The following is a 23,090-nucleotide window of genomic DNA, read 5'->3' as shown; positions in this document are numbered from 1 at the left end:
TCCCACTCCGCTGATGCCGACGACCCGCTCGGTCGCTGGATGACCTGGTGACCTGTCCCCTGAGGCAGCACCTGTTGTCAAAGAACATCAGTATGAACCGTCGTGCGCTAAGTTCACAACGATTCGCTACCCAATTCCACACTCAGGCTGTCCATTGACGCCCTGCGCGCATAGGCTCGCCCGGCAGCACAAGCAAACGGGGAGGGGACCGTCCATGCGGAAGGGCAGCCACGTACACGAACAGGCGCTGGAAACCCTGATCGGAATGTCGCCGGCCGAGCGCCTCCCGGGACGGGCCCCTTGCAGAACGGCCTACTGATTACGGCCAACTGAGCAACGGACTACGCCGGCTGGGCGCTTCGGTGCTGGCCCACTGACAGCCCGGCCCCGCTCGCGCAGCCGACCTGCCGCGCTGGTGCATCCGCTCTGCCGTGCCCGTTGCGGCGTCCTCGGACCTCTGATCCACCTGACCACCCGTCAGTCTCCCGGCCCGCGCGGGCAGATCAACAGTTCAAGGAAGTATGCGTGAGCGAGAACGGCTCCGGCGGAAGAGTCCAGCCCGCCCGCCCCGGCGACCCCACCCGCATAGGCCCGTACCGCATCGTCGGCCGCCTCGGCGCCGGAGGCATGGGCACCGTCCACGCCGGAGTCACCTCCGACGGAATGCGGGTGGCCGTCAAGGTGGTCCCCCCCGAGCATGCCCAGGACCCTGAGTTCCGGGCACGGTTCAGGCGTGAGGTGGCACTGTCCTCCCGTGTCAGCGGGCCGCACCTCGTTCCGCTGCTCGCCGCTGATCCGGATGCGCCGACGCCGTGGCTGGCCACCGCCTACGTGCCCGGGCCGACGCTGAGCCAGCACGTGAGCACGCACGGGCCCCTCGACGAAGGAAGCCTGTACGCATTCGCCGCCGCCACGGCACAAGCGCTGGCCGCTGTCCACGCCGCGGGGGTGGTGCATCGCGACGTGAAGCCGGCGAACGTCCTCCTCACCCCTTCCGGGCCCCGTGTGCTGGACTTCGGCATCGCCCACGCCGCAGACGGCACCAGCGTCACCCGGACCGGGGTGATCACCGGCACCCCCGGCTGGATCAGCCCCGAGCAGTACCGTCAGGGGACAGCGGGCCCGGCGGGTGACGTGTTCGCCTGGGGAGCGCTCGTGGCCTACGCGGCCACCGGGCGGCTGCCGTTCGGGGTGGGCGCGCCCGACGTGGTGGCCTTCCGGGTGATGTCGGGTGAGGCGGATCTGGACGGTGTCCCCACGGCCCTGCGCGGGATCGTGGAGAAGGCACTGTCCCGGGAACCCGGCGACCGCCCGTCGGCCGCCGAAGCCGCCCGTGAGTGCGCGGTCCGGCTGGCCTCCGAGGTAACCCAGGTGGGGAACGCCGGCTCGGGACCGGCGACGGCCGTGGACATGGTCGCCGCTGTATGGAATGTGCCGGCCGGGGATGATCCGTCATGGCACCTGACCGTGGGCCGGACGCGGCCGAGGAAGCAGCTGGTCGGCGCCCTGGTCCTCGCGGCAGGCGTCGCCGGCGGTCTGGCCGGAGGGGTGGCCGCGCTACTGCCCGGGGACACGGGACCCGCCACACACGCGTCGGCGGCCTCGGCCTCGCCGTCCTCTTCGGCCGGATCCGCGCAAGGCTCCGCGAAGACAGTGAAGGGCGGCGCGACGGCGAAGCAGCAGACCGCGGGCGGCGACTCGGCGACCGCGGAGAGCTGGAGCAAGGCGCGAGGGGCTCAGGGCGCGGGCGAGCACGACGTGGCGCGCGCCATCCTGCACGACGAGGGTGTCGTCGCCCAGGAGCTGAGCGACAGCGCCGACTTCTCCCCGGAGACCGTGCGGTTCCACGAGTCGCGCGGGGAGGTCTACCTCTCGTACACACTCAGCTCCGACGAGCAGGGCGCGATGTACGCGGAGACGGAGATCGCCAGGAACATGTGTCTGACGGCGCGAGATGTCGTACTCCGTCTGCACCCGGATCGTCCGTACCGCCGGTACGTGATGGTGAAGGAGGAACCGGGCCAGGACCCCGAGGTCACCTGGCAGGACGACTTCGTCACCAACTCCAAGTGCCAGGTGGCGGCCGACGACGGCAGCGGGCAGGACTCGGACGGCAACGCGCAGGACTGGGCACCGGACGAGGACGGCCTCGGTCAGGCGATGATTCCCAGTACCGACAGCGACGAGATCCGGGTCGCGGACCACCTCGCCCGGAGGATCATCCAGCGAAGCAACGCCATGCGCCAGGCCCTCGGCACCGATCGCGTGCTCGGCAACGCGCAGATCAAAGTGGGCTTCGACCCGGGCAACTCGGTGATGTACGTCTGGTCGGACTACGCACCGTGGAACGGGGGCAAGGCCGAGTCATGGGCGGCCATGGCCGCCGGCGAGGCGTGCCGGGCTTTCGTGGCCCAACGGGAGAGCGCGGGTAACGCGTGGCCGTACTCACGCTACGCCGTGGCGCAGATCGGCGGAAACCACTACTTGATGATGCGCTGGGGCAACGCCACCACACGGGCCGCGTGCCCTGCCTGAGCGGTACGCCGAGTCGGGGCCGGTTGACCCTCGACCTTGTCGAGGGCCCAGGGTTCCGGGTGTGGAGAACGACATGCGCAGCATCGGGGAGATGGCCCGGGACAGCGGACTGAGCGTGAGCGCGCTCCGGTTCTACGACCGTGCCGGCGTCCTGGTCCCCGCTTGGGTGGACCCCGTCAGCGGGTACCGCTGGTACGAGCCGGAGCAGCTCGAAGAGGCCCGGGTGCTGGCCAGGCTGCGCCGGGCCGGTATGCCGTTGGCGGACATACGCCTGGTGCTGGCCGGCTGGGCCGGCGCGGACACGGATCTGGTGCGCGGGCTCCTGCAAGGGCACCTGCGCCGCCTCGAACTGGGGCTGTCCGACGCCCGCAGCCAGTTCTCCACGCTCCGAGCCCTTCTCGACCACAGGGAGAACCCCATGACGTCGCTCCGCACCGCAACCGTCCGGCTGACCGTCCCCGGACCGGAGCTGGCCGCCGCGCTGGACGCGGTCCGCTTCGCCGCCAGTACCGACTCGGAGCTGCCGGTGCTCGGCGGAATCCTGTTCGACATCGAGGGCGGAGACCTCCGCGTCGTGGCCACCGACCGTTACCGCATGGCTGTCGCACACGCGCGCGCCACTGGTCACGATGGCCCTCGCGTGCAGCTCGTCGTGCCCCTCCCCCTCGCCGACGCCATGCGGGCGCTGCTGAGCGACGAGGGACCCGTCCGGCTGGCCGTGGACGGTGACCGTGTGACGTTGGAGGCCGGTGAGCGCCAGGCGGTCGGCCAGTGCCTCGATCACGACTTCCCCGACTACCGGCGCCTGATCCACCTGCCCGCCGGGCGGCGGGCTCTCGTCGGCGTGACGGCCTTCCGGAACATGCTCGAGTCCGGTCCGGTCCGGGCGAGTGAGGTGCGCGAACAGGACGGCGTGTCCTACGACCTCAGTGTGCTCGGGGTGACGGTCGACGGCACGGTGACCCTCTGCGAGGAGGGTGACGACGGCCAGAGCCACGTCGCCGTCAACCGCGAGTTCCTGCTGCAGGCGCTCGCCGCCGGGGCCAGGGACGAACTGCTCCTGGAGTTCGGCGCCCCCACGGCGCCGCTCGCGATCCGCCGGGCCGACGACGAGGGGGCGTTCTCGATCCTGATGCCGGTCCGTCTGGAGGACTGACGGGCGTCTTGACGACGGTGGCCGCCTACCTGCCCCTGACCGGGAAATGGGCGGTCGCCGAATTATCCGGCCCTGCTGGTCCTGCTGCGGCTCGCTTCTGCTGTGCACGATGACGCGGGCGCTGCTGCGGCGGGACGCTGTCCGTGTCGATGTGACCACGGCGGTGCTACGGAGCGCAGGCGACCGGAACTGAACTCCTGCACGCCTCTGCCGCTTTGCGTGTACCTGCCCCATACTTCGGGAGGGGTGGCCCGCGTTCGTCCGGGCCCTGGGGGTTGGGGGGCGATCGATGGCTGACGCACGTCTTCGTTGGCTCCAGGAAGCCGTTTCCGTCTTCGGCTCGGAATGCAAACGGAACCTGACGGGTCCCGGTGACCGCGAGGCAGCCATCCGCAGCCCTTTGGAGCAGCTGCTTCGCACCATAGCCACGCACCACGCCTTACCCGAGATCAGCTGGCACCCGGAGACCCGCATCCCCCACCTCGGCGTCCGTCCCGACTACGCCGTGCGCGTCGACACGAACGTCACCGGCTACATCGAGGTGAAGCGGCCGGGCAAGAGCATCGACCCCGACACCTTCACCGGCCACGACAAAAGACAGTGGGAGCGCCTGCGGGACCTCCCCAACCTGCTCTACACCAACGGTACCCATTGGCGTGTCTTCCAATACGGCGTGCAGATCGGTGACGAGGTCGTACTGCAGGGCGCGTTGAAGAGCGCCGGAGAGAAGCTGGCAGCCTGCGACCTGGCCGCCTTCGACGCACTGGCCCAAGCCGTACTCTGCTGGAAACCCCCGGAGATCCGGCGCGTTTCGGTTCTCGTCCAGCACATCGCGCCACTGTGCCGCCTGCTGCGCGAAGCGGTACGGGAGCAGCTACGGGCCGAGGCCGGGCTGGAGGCAGCCGACTCCACATCCGAACGTCCCTTCACCGGTCTGCGCAGTGATTGGCGCCGGCTCCTCTTCCCCACCGCGGACGACGCGACTTTCGCCGACGGCTACGCCCAGACTGTCACCTTCGCGCTCCTCCTCGCCCGCACGGAGTGCATTCCGGTCACCGGCACGAGTTTTCACGAGATCGGCCGCCGCCTCAACGCGGGCCACGCTCTGATGGGCAAGGCCCTCCAACTGCTCACCGACAACGTCAACGAGCGGTTCGAGGTCACCCTGGATCTCCTCGCCCGCACCGTCGCGGCCGTCGAGTGGGACGTCATCCGCCAGGGCAACCGGGACGCCTATCTCCACCTCTACGAGTCGTTCCTCTCCGTCTACGACGACGGCCTCCGCCAGCGCAGCGGCTCCTATTACACCCCGCACCAGGTGGTCGAGGAGATGGTCCGGCTCACCGAGGAAGTGCTGCGCACCCGCCTGGGCAAGGCACGCGGCTACGGCGACGAGAGCGTGCGCATCGTCGACCCGGCGATGGGCACCGGCACCTACCTGCACACCATCATCGAGCGGGTGGCCCGGCAGGCGGCCGAGCAGGACGGCGACGCCATGGCACCCGACGCGATCGGCCGCCTCGCCGAGCGCCTGTACGGCTTCGAGCTACAGATGGGCCCGTTCGCCGTCGCGGAACTGCGCGCGGCCGACCTGCTGAAGAAGCACGGGGCCCAGCTCCCGCCAGGCGGCCTCAACCTCCACGTCACGGACACGCTCGACGACCCGTACGTCCAGGAGGAACAGCTCGCCTCGACGTACGCGGCCCTGTCGGTGTCCCGTGCCCGCGCCAACCACGTGAAGGCCAACGTCCCCGTCACCGTCGTCATCTCCAATCCCCCGTACGACGACAAGGCCGAGAACCGCGGCGGCTGGATCGAGAAGCGGGTGAAGGGGCAAGGCCGCCCTCCCCTGGACGACTTCCGGCATCCGGGCAACGGCCGTTACGAGCACGCGCTGAAGAACATGTACGTCTACTTCTGGCGCTGGGCCACGTGGAAGGTCTTCGACGCCCATGCGGACGACCGCCACGGGGTGGTCTGCTTCATCACCCCGTCGGCGTTCGCCACCGGCCCCGCCGGACGGGGCATGCGCGGCTACCTGCGCAGGACGTGCGACGAGGGGTGGATCATCAACCTGTCTCCAGAGGGACAGCGGCCGGACGTGGCCACCCGCGTGTTCCCGCACGTCGCCCAGCCGCTGTCGATCTGCGTCTTCGTACGGCGCGCGGATCACGACACCGAGCGCCCAGCACGCATCCACTACCGGGCTCTGCACGGCAGGCGCGCGGAGAAGTTCGCCCAGCTTCGGGATGTCCACCTGGACGACGGGGGCTGGCGGGACACGCACGCGCAGGGAGTACGGCCCTTTACGCCGGCCACCTTGTCGGGGTGGGACGACTATCCGGTGCTGGACGAGTTGTTCCCGTGGGGCAGCCCCGGCAACAAGACCAACCGGTCGTGGGTGACCTCACCCTCCGACACAGTTCTGCGGCGCCGGTGGGCGCGACTCATCGGTGAGTCCGATCCCGAGGTGAAGGCGCTGCTGTTCAAGGAGACACGAGACCGCCGACTCACCGGCCGGGCGGCGTGCTTACCGGGGTTCGCGCACCCCGACCGCACCGTGCTTGAAGAGTCAGGCACTCAGCCGCGGCTGATGCGCATCGCCCAGCGCAGTTTCGACCGCCACTGGCTCATCGCCGACAACCGGCTGCTCGACTTCCCACGGCCCGACCTTTGGGAGTCCCTGCAACCCGGGCAGTTGTTCCTCAACCAGCAGAGCAGCCACGAGATCAGCGCCGGCCCCGCCCTGGTCGCCACCGCGTTGCTGCCCGACACGCACCACTTCAACGGCCGTGGCGGCAGAGTGCACCCCGTCCTCCATCCGGACGGCACCGCCAACGTGCCCAGCGGGCTGCTGCGGTACCTGGCAGGCGTTCTCGACGTGGGTGAAGTGCGCGTGCAGGACCTCGCGGCCTACGCCGTGGCCGTCGCCGGGCACAGCGCCTTCACGGAGCACTTCGCCGAGGACCTGCTCACCCCTGGAGTCCGGTTGCCACTGACCCGTGACCCGGATCTGTGGTGGGATGCGGTCCGCGTCGGCCATGAGTTCCTGTGGGCGGCGACGTACGGCGAGCATGCCATTCCCGGCGAAGTGCGGCCCTCCGACCAGAACGGCGTCCGATTCGCCCGGGGAGATGCACGGCAGGTGCGGTACACGACCGCGATAGGCACCGATGTACCCGACACTCTGTCGTACGACGAGGAGCGGAGCACTCTGCATGTGGGCCCGGGTGCCATCACTGGGGTGCCGCCGGCTGTGTGGGTGTACGAGGTCGGCGGCATGCGTGTCGTGAAGAAGTGGTTCGGCTACCGGAAGGCGTCCCCCACCAGCCGGAGGACCAGCCCGCTCGACGACCTCCACGTCACGTCCTGGCCGAGTCAGTGGACGGAGGAGCTGATCGACCTGCTCAGCGTCCTGCGGCGGCTGGTCGACCTGGCGCCCGCGCAGCAGACGCTCACCGCGCAGATCGTGAGTTCGCCGGTCGTCACTGTCGCGGACCTCGCCTCGGCGGGCGTTCTTCCTCCCCAGCCCGCGGCGAGGCGTGCTCGGCGTCGCGTCGTCCTGGACTTCGGCGAGTCGGACGAGTCATGAGGGGGCCGGTGCCACCGCCCGCCTATCCCGTGCGGACGTAGGACTCCGCCTGCTCCAAGGTCCAGGTTCCTTCCGCGAGCCTTCGCAGCGCGTGACCTGCCAGTCGGGGCGGCGCGCCCCGGGACACGGTGTCGGCGAAGGACGCCACCGCGCTCAGGCGGGCCGTCAGTTCGTCGCGCTCCGCCTCCCGCAGCGTCGCCGCGCCGAGGGGCGTGAGCCGGAGGGTGCCGCGGTCGCCACCGCGCTGTTCGACCAGCCCGGACCACAGCAGGCCCGGCAAGGCGTCCCGGACCTCGTCCGTGTCGAGGTCCCGGGCCGCGTAGGACTCCGGCGCCGTGTCGGGCGCCGGAAGATCGCACAGATCCATTTCCCGCAACAGGTGGTGCTGGAGCGGCGACAGCTGGATGGTGGGGACGAGCATGACCCCAGTATGGCGCGCGGCGCGCCCCCGACACCGGTAAGCCGGTACGCGGTTCCTGGAGCGTTTCGCCGCCCCCGGCCGCCTGCTCTGCGCTGTCCTCAGCCGCCCACGCGGCCCTCGGGCTCTTCGGATTCGGAAGACGTGGACGCGCTCAGCGCTCCCTCTTCCCGGAGCAGTCCCATGACGTCGATCGTCTCCTCGTCCTCCGGTGTCAGGTCGAGATCGCTCTGGTCGAGGTCCACGGTCAGGTCGCCGTCCGACTTCTCGATCAGGAAACGCTCGCGGTACGCGTCCCGCGCCGCGACGGCCATCCGGTCGATGAGCAGATAGCTCATGCCCGCGCCGACCGCCATGCCGGCGATGGGCACCACCTGGCCGAGCTTCTTCTTCGTCAGCTGCTGCGCGAACTTCGCCGCGAAGGACTGGGCGATCCTGGTCAGCACCTTCTCGTTGAGTTTGGCCCAGGGCGCGTTCCGTACCAGCAACTGGGTCAGGTGGGACAGCTCGGCGTAGGCGGCCCCCTTCGCGGAGGTGCCGGTGGACATGCCGAGAGCGATCACGGACATGATGAAGATCTCCTCTTCGGGATCGCTCGGGTCGTAGCCGTAGGAGAGGGCTGTGGCAGCGGCCGTACGGCTGGACAGGGCGAGCATCATCGCGGTGTCGGCGGCCATCGCCCCGGCCACGGCCCCCAGCCCGGGTGCGGCGCCCGCTCCCGCGCCGGCGACGGTTCCCGCCCCGGCGAGCACACCGCCGCCGGTCACCGCCGCGGCGGAGCCGAAGCCGGTCGCCGCCCCTGAGAGTGCGTGACCGTACCGGAGGAGGTTGTGCCGGACGACGTCGTCGACGACCCGGAGATCGAGCTTGCGGATGTCCTCCAGCCCGGCGATGTCGTGTCCCGCACGCCGGTACTGCTCGATGACGCGCTTCTTGCTCACGGTCCGGTTCGCGGTGTCGCCCACGGCCTTGCCGAGGCCTCGTGCGGCTCCGCTGTAGGCGGCCGCCACTTTGTCGGCACCCGGCGCCTTCTTCACCTTCTGGCCCAGCGAGGCGAGCTTGTCGCGGGCCGGCTGCGGAAGGAGCTTCCTCGACTCCTTGCCGAGGGAAGCCGCCTTGCGCTTCTGGAGTTTGTCCCACTCGCGCAGTTCGTAGTCAGAGAGAGTCATGTCCTCGCCCCCCGTTGTCAGAGTGTCTGTGCGCGACAGCGTGTGTTTCCGGAGCCCCGGAGCCGGCGGTTCCGCCGGGGAAGAGCACTCACGTCGTCCTCTTCTTCTTCGCTCCCGTGTCGCCGAATCCGGGCAGGGGACGCGCGCCCTGCAGGGAGTTCTTCGGCTTCTTGCCCCGCTTCCCCGCAGTCGTCTCGGCCGCTTTCGTGTCAGGTCGGTCTTTCAGCCAGAGTCGCGTGACAGCCATCTCGGCAATCAGCAGGCAGCGTTGCCGTTCCGGCAGTCTGGTCAGCGCCTCTGCTGCCAGCAGCAGGAGGTCGGCGACATGCTCGGGGCTGCGCTCGCTCCTCCGCCTCTCCCGGCGCAGGGCGCGATGGATGTCCTCGTCCTGGAGGAGCACTCCGGAGAGCGATGACCCCGGCGTCCGTCGGGGCGTCGGAAGCAGCACGGGACGATCGGGGGCACGCACGAAGGTCAGGCGCTGATCCGCCTCCTCCTGCCGCGGTGGGAGCCAGCCGCCCGGGGTGAGCACCAGGCGGTGCGGGGGCTCGCGGGACGGCACCCCGTACACGGCGAACGCCCGGTACGCCTCACGCTTGCACCACCGCTTGAGAACCGCCGTCGTCGCAGGAGTACCGCATCCGGCAGCGGCCACCACGTCCGCCACGTACTCCGGCGGATCGCCCCCCTCGGTCCTGATCAGCGCCGACAGCAACGGACGACTCGCACCGCCTCTGGTGCGCTCCACGGTGATCAGCAGGTCGGCGCGATCCTGGACGGGCAGCTCGAACAGGTCGTTTCCAGCGGTCCGGGCCAGCTCCTCCCAGGTGGACCGAGTCCCGAGCCTGGCGGCGCTCACCAGTGCTTCTTCAAGCGCGCGTGCCTGCTCCTCCCGAGACCGCTCGCCCGGTACCGGCCCATGCCCGGCGCTTGCCCCGGCGGCCGGGCGTGCGCTCTCTCGGCGGCGCGGCTCGACGCCCGACAGCCTCAACCCTTCGGGCGTCACCGTGCAGGCGTCCAGAGGCACCCACTCGGTGCTGTGCCGAGGGTCCTCCGCCCTGAGCCGGATGTGCCGTACGGCGCCGTGCCTCTCGAAGCGGAAGCGGAGCACATAGCCGTACTCGTCGTACAGCTCCTGCGTCGTCTCCGGATGGGCCGCGCCCGGACCGAACACCCAGTCGAGGGTGGCCGCTTCGCGGGACAGCCGCCGTCTGTCCCGCCGCCAGTCGGTGTGTTCGAGCCGGCTGAACTGGAAACGGACGTGCTGCCGTCGGGCGGTGCCGATACTGAAGTCGACGGCGTCGCCCGGACCGGATCCGAGGTTGCGGGCGACGGTCTGCCACGTCAGCTTCCGGGTGTCGGCCCACGCGGCGAGATCGTCCCTGATGAACAGGTGGTCCGCGCTGGCCGCACCGGTGGCCGTGCGGTGGCAGGAGGTGTGGGGCCGGTGGGCGAAGTGGCAGACCTTGTCGCGGTACAGACGGTCCGACAGCTCGTTCCCGCAGCCGCCGAGCTGAGTGCCGCACCAGTAGGTGTAATTGGGGTGACGCCGACGCCAGCGGACCAGTTCGTCCGCATCCGTCGGCAAGATGATCGCCTGTCCCGACTTCGGGCCCCCGATCACCGCCGTCTGCACCAGACGGCCGTCCGCACCGCTCACGAATGTCCCCCCACCCCGGGCCAGGCACGCCTGTCCCGCCGCGGAAGGGGCGAGTGGCGCTCGATGGCCACAAGTATGTTGTCCGTGCACTGAGTTCACAAGAGGTTCAGCTCATCTTCGGACTTTCGCCCCCAGGAGCGCCGCCCGTGACATAGGTTCTGCGGTCGTCCGTGTGCGAGACCCGGGAGGATGCATGCAGAAGGGCACGCCGGAGTACGAGGAGGCCCTGGAGGCCGTGATCGAGATCCTGCGCCAGCAGGCACGCATGGGCGCGAGACCGATTCCGTACGGCGACCTGAGCAGGGAACTGGCGCGCCGCGGGCATCACGTCCCGCCCCACGAGGGTTCCATGCCCTATCTCCTTGAGGACGCCTCGGTCCAGGAGAGCCCTGACGGGTCGCTGCCCCTGCTGTCGGCCTTGGTGGTGTTGAAGGACACCGGCTGGCCGTCCACGGGCTTCTTCAAGCTGGCCCGTCGCGCGCCCTACGGGCGGCAGGGGGACGACGTGGTGCTGTGGACCCGGGAGATCGAGAAGCTCGCGGAGCACTACGCCGCGAGCTGAGCCCGCCTCTTCAGCCCGCGGGGTGGATCCGCACCTCCGCCCAGACCGTCTTCGTGAACGCGTCGCGGACCTCACATCCCCAGTGTTCGGCGTAGGCCTCGACGAGGAGCAGTCCCCGGCCCGACGTCTCGTCGGAGGACGGCGCCGACGGGCGGGCCGGCCGGCGTTCCGGGCGGGTGTCGGTCACCTCGATGCGGAGGGTGTGCGGCAGGAGGAGCAGCACGAGGCGGAAGTCGCGGCCGGGGAGGCTGCCGTGGCGGATCGCGTTGGCCGCGAGTTCGGCCGTCAGGAGGGCGACGGTTCGGGCGGGGTCGGAGTCGTACGGGAGGCCGGTCCACTCGGTGAACTGCTGGACGGCGAGTTGGCGGGCCAGGCGCGCGCCGCGTCTGGTGCTGCTGAAGCGCAGGGTGAGGTGGTGGGTGGGGGTGCGGGGGTGTGCCTCGTCGGCGAGGTGGGGCTGTGTCACGTCGTCAGCGTGGCGGGGTGGGTGGGGCGGTGACCAGGCACGACGGCCGTACGTCAGGGGCGTAGTACGGCGGGGGCGGTGCGGGTGACGTCGGTTGTACTGGGCTTGTACGGCCCTTGTACGGGTCCCGATCCGTGTCCCTGCTTCTTCGGGCTGCGTTGGACATGGCCCCGGTGGTGTGCCAGGTGACGCGCGTGGCCGGGGTGGTGTGGCGGGGTCTGCTGCGGGACGGAAGGGCGTGGGAGTGTGACGACGGTACGGGATGCGCGGAACCGGCGGGCGGTGAAGGCGAGGGAGGAGGGGCCCGACGTGCCGGGCGTGTGGGCGGCGTACGGGGTGCTGCTGCAACACCTGCGGAAGCGGGCCGGATTGAACCAGCAGCAGCTTGGGGACGCGATCGGGTACTCGCTGGAGCAGGTGGCCTCGGTCGAGCAGGGGCGGCGGCCTGCTAAGGCGGCGTTCACTGCGGCGGCGGAGCGGGTGCTGGAGGCGGGTGGGGTTCTGGAGGTGCTCCAGGATGAGGTGGACCGAGCGAAGCTGCCTCGCTTCTTCCGTAACTTCGCGCTGATTGAGGCCGAGGCGGTGAGCCGATTCGACTATGAGCCCCTGCTCGTGCCAGGGCTGTTGCAGACGGAGGCGTACGCGCGGGCTCTGTTCTCCGGGCACTGCCCACCGCTGAACGAGGAGATCATCGACCAGCGTACGGAAGCGCGGCTCGGACGGCAGAAGCTACTGACGCGAGTGCCGCTCGCAGAGTTGTCCTTCATCATCAACGAGGAGGCTCTACGCGATCCGGTGGGCAGCCCTGAGGTGATGCGTGCACAGTGGCAACGGCTGCTCGAAGTGGCCGCGTTGCGGAACGTGGAGGTCCAGGTCATGCCCGCCCGCCGAGGCTTCCACCCTGGCAAGAACGGTGCGTTTGTAGTGGTGGAGACGCACGAGCACAGGCACGTCGGATACTTCGAGTCCCAAGGTGTCGGGTGCGTCGTCTCGGAGCCCACCGAGGTCAGTACCTTCGCCTTGCGATATGGCAAGCTGCGATCGCAGGCCTTGAACGTCGAGGAGTCTGCGCGACTCATCGAGCGGATGGTGGGAGAGACATGAGCGTGGAGCGGATGACCAAGCACGTGGACGGGCTGCACTGGTTCAAGAGCAGCTACAGCGGATCGGACGGCGGCAACTGCGTGGAGGTGGCCGCCGGCCTGGACGCCGTGTATGTACGGGACTCGAAGGTCGTGAATGGTGGGCCGGTGCTGCGGATCCGTCGGGGCGAGTGGGCGTCGTTCGTGGCGCTCGCTGTGGAGTAGAGCCGAGCACGGTTTCTGCGCACAACAAACGGGCTCGCTTCCGTCACTTGGGCTGACGGAGCGAGCCCGTTGTCATGCCGTCGGCTCAGAAGAGGGCGCCTTCGGCCCCCTCACCGAAATCCGAACCACCTCGGGCACCCAGCTGCTCCTTACGCTTCCGGATGGCCTCTGGGGACGGCGGGGGCAGATCGGGGTGCTTCTCCCTCGCCTCCTTCTCCGTTACTCCCTTGTGCAGACCGAGGTGGATCTCGTCGACGTACGCCTGATGGTTCAACTGGCGCAGCCGGTCGATGATCTCGGTCCGGGCGAGCAGGCCGATCGTGTAGCGGATGCCTTGGTCGGTCTCATGGAAGCCGTGGTCGAGTCGGAACGTCTCATGAGTCGGATCAGCTGGCGGGGTTTCCCCGGAGTCATCAAGCAGGTCGTGCCAGCCATAGGCCTCGACAGTGGCTCTGTCGATGTCCGCGTGAATTCGACGCAACTGTGTGACATCACCATCCGAGCATGCCGGGTCATGGAACAAGTTATAGGAGGCAGTGAGACCAATATTTCGCCGCCTCATCAGATCGCGGCGGAGACTGTCGAGATGCCCCCCGAGGACTCGAAGATTCGAAGAAGTAGCCGGACGAACCAGCGTATCGAACACATCCGATGGCGCATAATTAGGCACTTTAGGTTGCGCAATCCCTCGATCAATTGCCCACCAATAGTGCACCGAACTAGACAAGAAGGAAAATTCGCCCAAATCGGCTGTAGCGAATGCGATGACCTTTTCGGAAAAGATTTGCTTCGCCGACACGAGGGCAGGCATTACTAGATCACTCGACCTCGCCAGAACGACACACCGCTCCAAATTTCGTAGTGCTCGATAAAGATTTGGCCGATGAGCCGCAAACCTCCACCAGTACTCGCGATACGCCTTGATCGGATCTTTATCCCGCTGCGGCTTAACTAGCGATCGAACCCTTTCCAGGAGTTCCGGATAATCCGCAGCCTTCCCCAGAGGCCAATCCCAGAAGGAAATTACCCATCGACTGGCTGCCGAATCGATTTGCGAATTCAGATCCTGCCCATTCAAGTACCGAAAAAGAACTTCTGAATTCTTCGCATTCGCTGCCGTGTAGCTTGCAGCGTCACTCGGAGAGAGGGTGAAACCTGTACCTAGGAGGTTGGATCCCTGGAACGCAATTCCCTGGTTACGCAGCAAGCGGCCTACCAGGCCAGAGGAACGCGTCTTTGGACTCAGGGATGCGTCGATACCGGCGACGGGCACGCCATCTAGGGCGCAGCGCAGCAGACTGGAGAGCCGAGCTCTAGTCAGCCATGCGATGCAGTAATGAAGCGTCGCGGAGCGAGATGGCCACGGCCTGCCTCTGACGGCAGCCTTGATCTGGAAACCGTCATCTACCAGCTGCTGAAGACCAACAGCACGGGAATCACCTTGCGCCAACGTATTGGTGGAGATTACCGCCACCTGCCCTTTTGCATTGAGCAGGCCAGCCTGCCTAAGCAGGAAGTATGCAACCAAGTCAGCGGTGCCGCGAACACCTCGAACTCCACGACCAACTGTCTCGACCATAAAATCGCGGTACGCCTCACCAAACGAGGTCTTCAACTTCAGCCCGCCGAGAAATGGCGGGTTCCCCACGATTGCGTCGAATCCGCCCCGACTGGTGAACACCTCCGGAAACACCAACGGCCAATGCACAGGCCGCCGCTCCAGCGCCCCCTCCGGCAGCTCCGCCCCCAGCCACTCCTCTGCCCTGGCCCGAGCTTCGCGCACCACATCAGAGTCGTCCTGGACCCCGTCCTCCATAATCCGCTGGACGATCCATGCCGCCTGTGGGAACAGATCCCTGACTCTCTCCCCACCGTCCTCCGCGTACCAAGGCACCCGCCCCGAAGCACAAGTGGCAATCGCCGCCCCCGCGATCAGGTCACCCACCAGCCGCAGTCGCCGCGAGTGCCGGTTGACCTCCTCCAGGCGCTCCCGCTTCCTCTGCAGCGCCGGCAGGTCCACGCCCTTGATCGCCGTGATCGCAAGGCGCTCCCGCGTGAGCTGGTCCACCAGCTGCCGGGCCTGCTCGGCCAGGATGTCGGTCTGCTGCTCCGGCTTCATGTGGACGCCCTGGATCTGCTTCATGCTGTGTACGCCCAGCAGCGAGTCGCCGCACACCAGGCGGTCGTCCAGGAATGTGAAGGGCCGCTCGGGGTCCATCGACACCAGCCACAGCGACAGCTTGGCCATCTCCACCGCCATGGGGTTGATGTCCACCCCGTACAGGCAGTGCTCGATGATCTGGCGGCGGGCCTCGACAACCACCGGGTCCTGTTCCGCGTCAGCCGCCGTCACGGCCTCCACGGCGCGCCCCGCCCGGTAGACCATCGCGTCCGCGCGGCCCTCGTTCTCCCAGGCCTCTATCAGCCGGTCGCCGAGGTAACGGCAGGCCGCCACCAGGAACGCCGCCGAACCCATCGCTATGTCCGCGACCTTCAGGTCGAGGATCTGGTCCGCCGACTTCAGGCGCCACTCCGCCGTGTCCGCCGTCTGGAGCGGGCCCGGCTCGTACACCAGGGGCTCCAGGGCGTGCAGCACGACCTCCTCTGCCAGGAAGCGGGGCGTGTAGTGCGTGCCCGTGTTCTTCCGCAGCGAGGACTCCGTGACGTACAGGGCGCCGTTCGGGATGACCGTCGGCAGGCCCCGCAGGTCGTCGCGGAGGATGCCGGCGAAGGGCAGGAGCCGCTCCGTCAGGGCCGGGTCCTTCGTCACGGCGTTGAGGCGGCGACGGGTCTCCGCCGCGGCCTCGGCCACCACCGGGGCGAGCTTCTTCTCCAACTGCCCGGCCGTCGCGGGCGGCTTCGGGTCCTTCCACTTCTCGTGGACGGACTTCGCGAGCGTCTTCAGCGAGCCGCCCGACTTCGCTGCCAGGGACTCCAGTTCCCGCAGCGGTACCTCGTGTTCCAGGCCCTCCGGGCCGATCAGTCCCACCATGTGCTCGGTCGCACGGCGGCCGTCGAAGGACAGCAGGCCCTCGTAGACGTAGCCGATCTGCTCGACGTCCAGCGCGCGGAAGCTGAGCGTGCGGACCTCTCGGTCCTTGCCCTTGCCGACGCGGACCTCCTGCACCGCCTGGAGCATGTGCAGTACCGTGCGGTCGTCTATCGGGAGGAGCGGGGTGGTGCGCTCCAGCCAGGGATAGGCGTCGGGGTCGAAGATCGAGCCGTCGTAGGCCGGGAGGTGAAGGCCGGAGCCCTGGTGGTCCACTCCCCCGTGCACCGCGTGGAACAGGGCTATCAGGCGGTGCCACGCCGACCTGGTGTGCTCCAGCGACGCCTCGCCCTCCTCGTCGGCGCGCGCCTTCAGCTCGTCGCGTAGGAAGCGTGCGGAGTACGACCGGGCGTAGACCTCGTTGTCCGCCGGGAGCAGACCGCGTTCCTCGGCGAACAGCAGGAAAACTATGCGCATCATCACGGCGACCGAGGCGCGGTACACCTCGCCCGCGCTGACCCCCGACGCGTGCAGGCCGGGGGCGCCGTCCTCCATCGTCCGTACGTCCGCGCGGCCGATCGCGTCCACCAGGAGCTCCACCGCCTGGCGGACCTGGACGCCCAGCGCCTCGGTGACGTCCTCGCCCGCCGCGAGGCTCTCCTTGAGCAGGCCCACCAGCGTCTCGGGCTCGTCGTACTCGAAGAAGCGGCGCCGGCGCAGCAGGGAGACGAAGGCGCGGACGACGTTGCGTTCCGCCGCCTCGTTCCAGCCGATCGCGTCGAAGACGGCCGTCGTCGTGACGCCGCCCAGCGGGGCCCACACCAGGCACCACCAGCGGCCATCGGTCACCAGACCCAGCGGCACGCCGTGGTGGCGGAGCAAGCGGGCCAGGCGGTCGGCCGGCGCCGCTGCCCAGTCGCCGCCACCTCCGGCCCGTGCGGTGGGCGCGGTACCCGCCGGGACCGTCAGGCCGAGCAGCCGTACCCGCTTGGCGGCGGCCTCGGTGCTGGGCTCTGTCGCAAGGTCGGTCCCCGGGTCGACCAGGGCGAAGTCGGGGCGGACCTCGGTGTTGTGCTCCGCGACGCGCAGGGTGAGGCGGTCCAGGCCGTGGTGCTCCGACTCCCCCAACCGGAGCGTCAGGGCGTCGTTCCAGCCGAGCAGCCGGCTCAGGATGTACGCCACCCACTCGTCGCGGCCCGCGGTCGTGTCGGTCTGCCAGTCGGCGTGCCGGGCGCGCAGCCGGGCCCGTTCGTCCTTCTCCAAGGCGTCGAGCTGGGGCCAGGCGCGCAGCAGTACGGGCATGGTGAGGAAGGGGCCGGAGACCTCGGTGAGGTCCAGCCACTCCTGGTGCTGCCGGCGGCCGTCGGCCGCCTGGGCCTTGGCTGCGGCCATTCCGGAGTTCGCGGGGCGGCGGGGGCTCATCGGCGGGCCTCCTTTGCGGGAACGACGAAGACGACGGCGGCGGGGAAGAGGTGGGAGCGGGGCTCGCGGTAGCGGGCGGCGATGGCGGCGAGTTCGCGCTCACGCTCGGCGGGGATGCCCTTGAGGCGGTCGTCCCAGCGGCGGCGGTCGTCCTCGAACTGGCGGCGCTCGTGGCCGGTCAGCTCGTGGGTGGACAGCAGGGCCAGTTGTTCGCCGTCGCCGTCGCCCTCCTCCTTGAGCTTGGCGCGCAGGGTGGCCTCGAAGCGGTCGAGGGTGGCCGTGATACGGCGCTCCTCCTCGGCCCTGCGGTCGGCGAGCCGGCTCTCCAACTGGCGGCCCAGTTCGGCGGCGCGCGCCTCCAGCGACCTGTAGAGCGGGTCGCGGAGTCTCGGCCAGGCCTCCGTCAGTTCCTTGCGGAGGTGCGGGGCGGCCTCGATGCCCTCGGTGAGTGCCTGGGAGAGGACCCTGCCCTGCTCACCCACCGACTCCCAACGGCGGAAGCGGCCGGTGTCGCCGAACCAGCCGCCCGCGTAGAGGACTTCTTCGTGCAGGCGGGTGCCGTCGGTGCCGACGAGGACGTAGCGCGCGTAGGCGGAGACGAGTGTCGTCGTGACCGCCGGATCGTCCGTCACGACGGCGGTGACGCGGCTGAGGCCCACCGAGTCGGCGTTCCAGACGGCGGCGGTGAGCAGACGCGTGGAGAGGGCCACCAGCGGGTGCTTGAGGTGGGCGAGGACCACGTCGTCCTTGGCCTGCGCGGCCACCACCGGGGAGAAGGTGAGCGGGCGTTGCTCGCTCTGGCGGAGCTTGTGCGCCAGGCCGCGGGTCGCCCGCTCCCAGCTGCCGGACAGGGGCTGTACGTCGAAGAGGTCACCGGACTCGAAGTCGTCGGCCCGAAAGGCGGACGGCAGCAGCGGCGGCTGGTGGTCCAGGGCCAGGGCCGTGTCGACCACCCGCTTGACGTTGCCCGGCGTCAGGCCCAGCGCCGTCACCGTCTCGTCGTACTGGTCCGCGAGCCGCTTCGTCTGCGCGGTGACGTTCTGCTCGGGCGCGACCTCGCCGCCGGTGCGGCGGCCCTTGATCGGCTTGGGCTTGGCGTTCTCGATGTCGACGGGGGCGGTGTCGCCGGTCATGCGGCGTTGTACGGCGTCGGCGAGGACGGCGTTGACGGAGCCGAGGTCGTGCTCCATGCGCGCGACCTTCTTGGCGACGCGGGAGAGGAATTCGAGGTCGGCCTCGTAGGAGCCGGCCTGGGCCTGCTGCCAGCCGGAGCCGATGAAGTGGGTGATCTCCGGGTCACGCTTCTGGCCCCAGCGGTCGATACGGCCTATTCGCTGTTCGAGCTTGTTGGGGTTGAAGGGTATGTCGTAGTTGATCAGGCGGTGGCAGTGGTTCTGGAGGTCGATGCCCTCGCCGGCCGCGTCGGTGGCGAGCAGGATGCGGACCTTGCCCTCGGGGAGGGACGGGTCGGCCTGGAAGCCGAGCCGGATGCGCTCGCGCTCCTCGGCGGACAGGCCGCCGTGGAGGCGTTCGACGCGGCCGCCGTCGGTGAGCTGCTCCTGCTGGAGCAGGTCGTACAGCCACTCCTGCGTGTCACGGTACTCGGTGAAGACGACGACCCGCTCGTTGGTCCAGAACCTGCCGTCGGACGGCCGGCAGATCGCCTTGAGTTCACGGATCAGCGCCTCGGCCTTGGAGTCGGGCGCGGCCTCATGTGTGAGTGCCCAGCGCTCCATCTCCTGAAGCAGGTCCAGTTCCCGTCCGTCCTCGGCGGGCGTGAGCGAAGTGGAACGGGTGAGGGCGTCGTCCTCGGCGTCGACGAGGCCGGTGTCGTCGAGGTCGGCGACGAGGTCGGCGAACTCCTCCAGCCACTCGGGAACTTCGGCCGCGGCCGTGCGGCCACGTGCGGGGCCGGTGTCCTCCAGGTGGGAGAGGTACACCTGGACGGTGTGGAGGAAGGCCGCCGGGGAGGAGAAGAGCCGCTTCTTCAGCAGCAGTGTCACCAGGTCGGCGGCGCGGCGTCCGCCGCGGGCCTTCGGCGTGAGCTTCTTGCGGCGCAGTTCGGCGAAGGAGCCGAGCAGCGCGTGGATCTCCCGTTCCTGCGGCGTGTAGTCGACGGAGAGTTCCAGGGTCTTACGGGTGCGGAAGCGAGGCGTGCCGTCGGCGTTGGTGACGGTGGACTTCAAGCGCCGTACGACCGTGTCCTTCAGGGCCTCCTTGTCCGGGTCGACGCCGCGCGCGAAGCGCTGGTCGTCGATGAGTTCGAGCAGTGCCGTGTACGACTCCGGGTAGCCGTTGTGCGGGGTGGCGGAGAGGAAGAGCCTGTGCTCGAAGTGCGGGACGAGGCGCCGGATCAGCTTGGTCTGCTGGGAGTCGACGGCGTACACCTGCTTGGGCGCGGCGGGTGCCACGTGGTGGGCCTCGTCGAGGACGAGCAGGTCGAAGAAGCGCTTGTGCTCGCCGTCAGCGCTCTCCTCGGGGGCGCCGATGACCTCGTCGAGGAGACGCTGGGCCTTCTGGCCGCGCAGCCAGGGCAGGGAGACGATGGTGAGGGGGTGGACGCGGAAGGGGTTGGCCGCCGTGCCGTGAGTGCGACGCAGGCGGGCGCAGTGCTCGGAGTCGACGATGGTGAACTCCAGGCCGAACTTCTCGGCCATCTCGTCGCGCCACTTGAGGGTGAGGCCGGCCGGGCAGACGACCATGGTTCGGCGGGCCCGGCCGCGCAGCAGGAGTTCCTGCACGACGAGGCCTGCCTCGATGGTCTTGCCGAGGCCGACGTCGTCGGCCAGGAGGAGGTTGACGCGGGGTGCGCCGACCGCTCGCGCCACCGGCTCCAACTGGTACGGCTCCACGGCGACGCCGGAACGGAACGGCGCCTGCAGCGTCTTGGCGTCGGCCGAGGCGACCGCGGACCAGCGGACGGCGTCGAGGAACGCGGCGAGGCGGCTCGGGGAGTCGTACGAACCGGTGGACGCGTCGGGCAGGGAACCCGCGGGCAGGACACGGCGGCCGGGCTCGACCTCCCAGATGACGGAGAGAGTGTCACCGAAGCGGCCGTCGGCCACGGACTGGAGATGGATCAGCGTGGCGCTCCGGCGGTCGTCTTCGCCTTCGACCGCCGGAGACGGCTCGACACGGGCGACCACCCATGACTGTCCGCGTACTTCGACGAGATTGCCTTCCTCGGGGAGCCGTTCGGCCCCCGTCCGCTCGGTCGCACGCTGAACTGCCGACGTCATGAGCGCCATTCCCCTCGGTGTCTCCTGCGCCGTCCGCAGACAGTGACCTGTCTCCCCACCGGAAACGACGCGACGGGAGCGTAACACGATCCGTCAACTGTGAACAGAGATTACAAAGTTCCAATCCGGGCAGGACACCGCGGCTTCAGCTCATACGTCGCAGCCGACCCATCAGGGCCCTGCTCCGCCCGCGCACGGCGTCCCCCGCGGGCAGGATCCGGTCCTCCTCGTCGGCCAGGCGCCGCAGCAGTTCCTCCGCGGCAAGCCGTTCTCCAGTGCGGATCAGCAGTACGGCGATCTCGTAGCGGGTGTCCAGCACGGCGGGTTGCCCCGGCCCGAGCAGGCTGCGCTGTTCGGCGAGGACGGACTTCAGTTCGTCCAGGGCCTCGCGGGTGCGGCCGAGCGCGCCCACACACAGGGCGGCTCCGGCCCGTGCGGCGAGGATGTCCGCGCGATCCAGGCCGGGAACGGCCATCAGTTCCTGGTACTGCTCCAGAGCACGGGCTGGACGGCCGGCACGACGCAGGGCTTCGATCTCGGCCAGGCGCGGGTGAGGGGGCACCGCCTCGGCGGCAGGAGCCGGCCGGGGGGCCCAGGCGGCGAGCAGGGCGGCCACCTCCGCCGCGGAGGCGGGCCGGTCCTCCGGTTTCTTCTCCAGCAGCCGCTCGACCAGCGTCCGCAGGTCGTCCGGAACATCGGGGCGGCGGTCGGCGAGCGGCGGTACGGGCTCGTTGGCGTGCCGGTGGTACAGCATGAAGGGGCTGCCGTCGGTGAAGGGGGGTGCGCCGGTGAGCAGTTCGTACAGGACACAGCCCAGCGAGTAGAGGTCACTGGCGGGCACCGTCCGGCCCACGGCCTGTTCCGGCGCCATGTAGACGACCGTGCCGGGGGTGGCGTTGGAGGCGGTGAAGCGGGTTTCGCCGGGCTGGGGCTCCAGGGCGGCGGCGACCCCGAAGTCCAGGACCTTCACCTCCCCTTCGGGAGTGATCATCAGGTTGGACGGTTTGAGGTCGCGGTGCACGATGCCCTGACCGTGGGCGTAGGACAGTGTCTCGGCCGTTCGGCGGGCTATGTCCGCGGCCTGCTCTATGCCGAGCGGGCCGTCGTTCTTGAGGACGGCGTCCAAGGCGCGGCCCGGGACGAGGTCCATGACCAGGTAGAGCTCGCCCTCGTGGTTACCGTGGTCGTGGACGGCGGGGATACCCGGGTGACGCAGGCGGCTGGTCAGGCGGGTCTCGCGCAGGAAACGGCGCTCCAGCGTGCTGAGTTCGGCACCGCGACCACGGGGCGCGAGTACCTTGACGGCCACCTCACGGCCGTGTTCGCGGTCATGGGCCGCCCAGACCGCCCCCATGCCGCCCCGGCCCAGTTCGTGCGTGAGCTCGTACCGTCCAAGGCTTCGCCGCATCGCGCCTCGCCCCCCAGTTCCGGCGCCTGCCGCGCCCACCACCTCCCGTGGACCGGGAACGCACGGCACCCGGCCGAGGAGGCCATTCTGTCACTGGTCACGGCTCTCTTGCGCCCCGCGGGACCAGAAAGGTGGTGCCTGCAACCGGCCCCGCACAGCCGCCCGGACGAGCCGGCTCGGCTCACAGGGGCATCGGGCCCTGCGGAACCAGGAACGGGCGGCGCGGATCCTCGGCCGGAGTACGCCTGACGGCCAGCTCGGGATCCGGCTTCGGCAGATGGGGTGCGAGAGCCGCGTAGACCTCTGCGGCGGACGAGGGGCGCTCGTCCGGCTGCTTGGCGAGCAGGGCCGTGATCAGGTTCTGGAGGTCGCCGGGTACGTCCACCCCCGCGTCGGCGACGAGGGGCGGGGGCGAAGCGAGGTGGTGGGAGGCGAGGAGTGCCGGTTGCCGGGTGGGGAAGGGGGGTTCGCCCGTGAGCATGTGGTGCAGCAGGCAGCCCACGGCGTACAGGTCGCTGCGGCCGTCGAGCTCGTCCCGCCCGGCCAGCATTTCGGGTGAGGCGCAGAAGAGGTTGCCGACGCCCTCGCCGGTCGTCGTCAGCCGGGGATCCGTGTCACTGAGCAGCTTGACCAGTCCGAAGTCCAGGATCTTCACGATGCCGTCCCGCCGGATCATGATGTTCTGTGTCTTCAGGTCACGGTGGACGAGGTCGGCGGCATGCACCGCGGACAGTCCCGCGCACAGCTGGGCAGCAACGGAGACTGCAGAGGGAACGTCGAACCGCCTGTCCTGCTGCTGGTCGAAGAGGTACTCGAGCGTGGTTCCCTCGATCAGCTCCATCACCAGGCAACAGGTGTCGGCCGTGATCGACGCGTCGAAGACAGTGGTGATGTTGGTGTGGTCCAGACGCGCGGCGGCCCGTGTCTCCCTGCTGAACCGTGCCAGAGCCGCGTCTCGGCTGCTCGGCACGGCCAGCAGTTCCGTGGCGACGGTCTTCACCGCGACGGGCCGGTCGAGGGGCAGGTCGCGCCCCTGCCATACCTGCCCCATGATGCCTCGGCCCAGAACCGACTCCAGCCGATAGCGCTCACAGAGCATCGATCCCGGCACGAGACCCGGCATATTCCTTGACCTCCACATTCCCCACACATCAAGGCGGAACGAAA

The 23,090-nt window shown here is 69.3% G+C and carries 14 protein-coding genes; 6 read left to right on the top strand and 8 right to left on the bottom strand.

What is annotated here, in order from left to right; genetic code table 11:
- Positions 1-525 precede the first annotated feature (525 nt).
- The 3 genes from AB0N63_RS17695 to AB0N63_RS17685 all read left to right on the top strand — a co-directional run bounded on the left by AB0N63_RS17695 (position 526) and on the right by AB0N63_RS17685 (position 7,283).
- On the top strand, positions 526-2,535 hold the full coding sequence (locus AB0N63_RS17695) for a serine/threonine-protein kinase (protein ID WP_365529897.1): 2,010 nt from the start codon (positions 526-528) through the stop codon (positions 2,533-2,535).
- 73 nt (positions 2,536-2,608) lie between these two features.
- On the top strand, positions 2,609-3,691 hold the full coding sequence (locus AB0N63_RS17690; RefSeq protein ID WP_365529896.1) for a MerR family transcriptional regulator: 1,083 nt from the start codon (positions 2,609-2,611) through the stop codon (positions 3,689-3,691).
- Positions 3,692-4,091: 400 nt separating this feature from the next.
- Complete coding sequence (locus AB0N63_RS17685; protein WP_365529895.1) at positions 4,092-7,283, top strand: type ISP restriction/modification enzyme; 3,192 nt, start codon at positions 4,092-4,094, stop codon at positions 7,281-7,283.
- Positions 7,284-7,305: 22 nt separating this feature from the next.
- Here the strand turns inward: AB0N63_RS17685 and AB0N63_RS17680 are convergent, their stop codons facing one another.
- The 3 genes from AB0N63_RS17680 to AB0N63_RS17670 all read right to left on the bottom strand — a co-directional run bounded on the left by AB0N63_RS17680 (position 7,306) and on the right by AB0N63_RS17670 (position 10,530).
- Complete coding sequence (locus AB0N63_RS17680; RefSeq protein ID WP_014676363.1) at positions 7,306-7,704, bottom strand: hypothetical protein; 399 nt, start codon at positions 7,702-7,704, stop codon at positions 7,306-7,308.
- A gap of 98 nt (positions 7,705-7,802) precedes the next feature.
- A complete protein-coding gene (locus tag AB0N63_RS17675) occupies positions 7,803-8,870 on the bottom strand; it encodes an EcsC family protein (protein ID WP_365529894.1) in 1,068 nt (355 codons plus the stop codon).
- Positions 8,871-8,958: 88 nt separating this feature from the next.
- Positions 8,959-10,530 carry a hypothetical protein gene (locus AB0N63_RS17670; RefSeq protein WP_365529893.1) on the bottom strand — a complete coding sequence of 524 codons (1,572 nt, stop codon included), beginning with the start codon at positions 10,528-10,530 and terminating at the stop codon, positions 8,959-8,961.
- Between the two features lie 193 nt (positions 10,531-10,723).
- Between AB0N63_RS17670 and AB0N63_RS17665 the strand changes: the two genes are divergently transcribed.
- Positions 10,724-11,092 carry a hypothetical protein gene (locus AB0N63_RS17665; RefSeq protein WP_365529892.1) on the top strand — a complete coding sequence of 123 codons (369 nt, stop codon included), beginning with the start codon at positions 10,724-10,726 and terminating at the stop codon, positions 11,090-11,092.
- A 10-nt stretch (positions 11,093-11,102) separates the two neighbouring features.
- Here the strand turns inward: AB0N63_RS17665 and AB0N63_RS17660 are convergent, their stop codons facing one another.
- A complete protein-coding gene (locus tag AB0N63_RS17660; protein ID WP_365529891.1) occupies positions 11,103-11,558 on the bottom strand; it encodes an ATP-binding protein in 456 nt (151 codons plus the stop codon).
- Positions 11,559-11,840: 282 nt separating this feature from the next.
- Here AB0N63_RS17660 and AB0N63_RS17655 point away from each other — a divergent pair, with 282 nt between their 5' ends.
- Together AB0N63_RS17655 and AB0N63_RS17650 are read left to right on the top strand one after the other, a co-directional pair.
- Entirely contained in the window at positions 11,841-12,662 is an 822-nt protein-coding gene (locus AB0N63_RS17655) for a helix-turn-helix transcriptional regulator (protein WP_365529971.1), read from the top strand.
- The gene (locus tag AB0N63_RS17650) at positions 12,659-12,865 is read left to right on the top strand and encodes a DUF397 domain-containing protein (RefSeq protein ID WP_365529890.1); all 207 of its coding nucleotides are present in this window, start codon (positions 12,659-12,661) and stop codon (positions 12,863-12,865) included. Before AB0N63_RS17655 ends, AB0N63_RS17650 begins: the two co-directional genes overlap by 4 nt.
- An 85-nt stretch (positions 12,866-12,950) precedes the next feature.
- On the opposite strand, the gene AB0N63_RS17645 is transcribed toward AB0N63_RS17650, so the two are convergent.
- From AB0N63_RS17645 to AB0N63_RS17630, 4 genes are all read right to left on the bottom strand, one after another.
- Complete coding sequence (locus AB0N63_RS17645) at positions 12,951-17,276, bottom strand: DNA methyltransferase (RefSeq protein ID WP_365529889.1); 4,326 nt, start codon at positions 17,274-17,276, stop codon at positions 12,951-12,953.
- Complete coding sequence (gene drmD, locus AB0N63_RS17640) at positions 17,273-20,515, bottom strand: DISARM system SNF2-like helicase DrmD (protein ID WP_365529888.1); 3,243 nt, start codon at positions 20,513-20,515, stop codon at positions 17,273-17,275. The genes AB0N63_RS17645 and drmD overlap by 4 nt, the downstream gene beginning before the upstream one ends.
- Positions 20,516-20,660: 145 nt before the next feature.
- Complete coding sequence (locus tag AB0N63_RS17635; protein ID WP_365529887.1) at positions 20,661-21,923, bottom strand: serine/threonine-protein kinase; 1,263 nt, start codon at positions 21,921-21,923, stop codon at positions 20,661-20,663.
- A 181-nt stretch (positions 21,924-22,104) separates the two neighbouring features.
- A complete protein-coding gene (locus AB0N63_RS17630; protein WP_365529970.1) occupies positions 22,105-23,022 on the bottom strand; it encodes a serine/threonine-protein kinase in 918 nt (305 codons plus the stop codon).
- Positions 23,023-23,090: the final 68 nt, after the last annotated feature.

Origin of the sequence: Streptomyces sp. NPDC093260 (assembly GCF_040683715.1) — a bacterium.
In the GTDB taxonomy this organism is placed as follows: Bacteria; Actinomycetota; Actinomycetes; order Streptomycetales; family Streptomycetaceae; genus Streptomyces; species Streptomyces sennicomposti.
Note: the sequence above shows the minus strand (reverse complement) of the source record. Positions and strands in the feature narration are given on the sequence as shown.

Excerpts from the sequence above, each read along its gene's own strand:
- AB0N63_RS17635 (WP_365529887.1), bottom strand. The coding sequence starts at position 21,923 with ATGCGGCGAAGCCTTGGACGGTACGAGCTCACGCACGAACTGGGCCGG.
- AB0N63_RS17630 (WP_365529970.1), bottom strand. The coding sequence starts at position 23,022 with ATGCTCTGTGAGCGCTATCGGCTGGAGTCGGTTCTGGGCCGAGGCATC.
- AB0N63_RS17690 (WP_365529896.1), top strand. The coding sequence starts at position 2,609 with ATGCGCAGCATCGGGGAGATGGCCCGGGACAGCGGACTGAGCGTGAGC.
- drmD (WP_365529888.1), bottom strand. The coding sequence starts at position 20,515 with ATGACGTCGGCAGTTCAGCGTGCGACCGAGCGGACGGGGGCCGAACGG.
- AB0N63_RS17665 (WP_365529892.1), top strand. The coding sequence starts at position 10,724 with ATGCAGAAGGGCACGCCGGAGTACGAGGAGGCCCTGGAGGCCGTGATC.
- AB0N63_RS17645 (WP_365529889.1), bottom strand. The coding sequence starts at position 17,276 with ATGAGCCCCCGCCGCCCCGCGAACTCCGGAATGGCCGCAGCCAAGGCC.
- AB0N63_RS17650 (WP_365529890.1), top strand. The coding sequence starts at position 12,659 with ATGAGCGTGGAGCGGATGACCAAGCACGTGGACGGGCTGCACTGGTTC.
- AB0N63_RS17680 (WP_014676363.1), bottom strand. The coding sequence starts at position 7,704 with ATGCTCGTCCCCACCATCCAGCTGTCGCCGCTCCAGCACCACCTGTTG.
- AB0N63_RS17675 (WP_365529894.1), bottom strand. The coding sequence starts at position 8,870 with ATGACTCTCTCTGACTACGAACTGCGCGAGTGGGACAAACTCCAGAAG.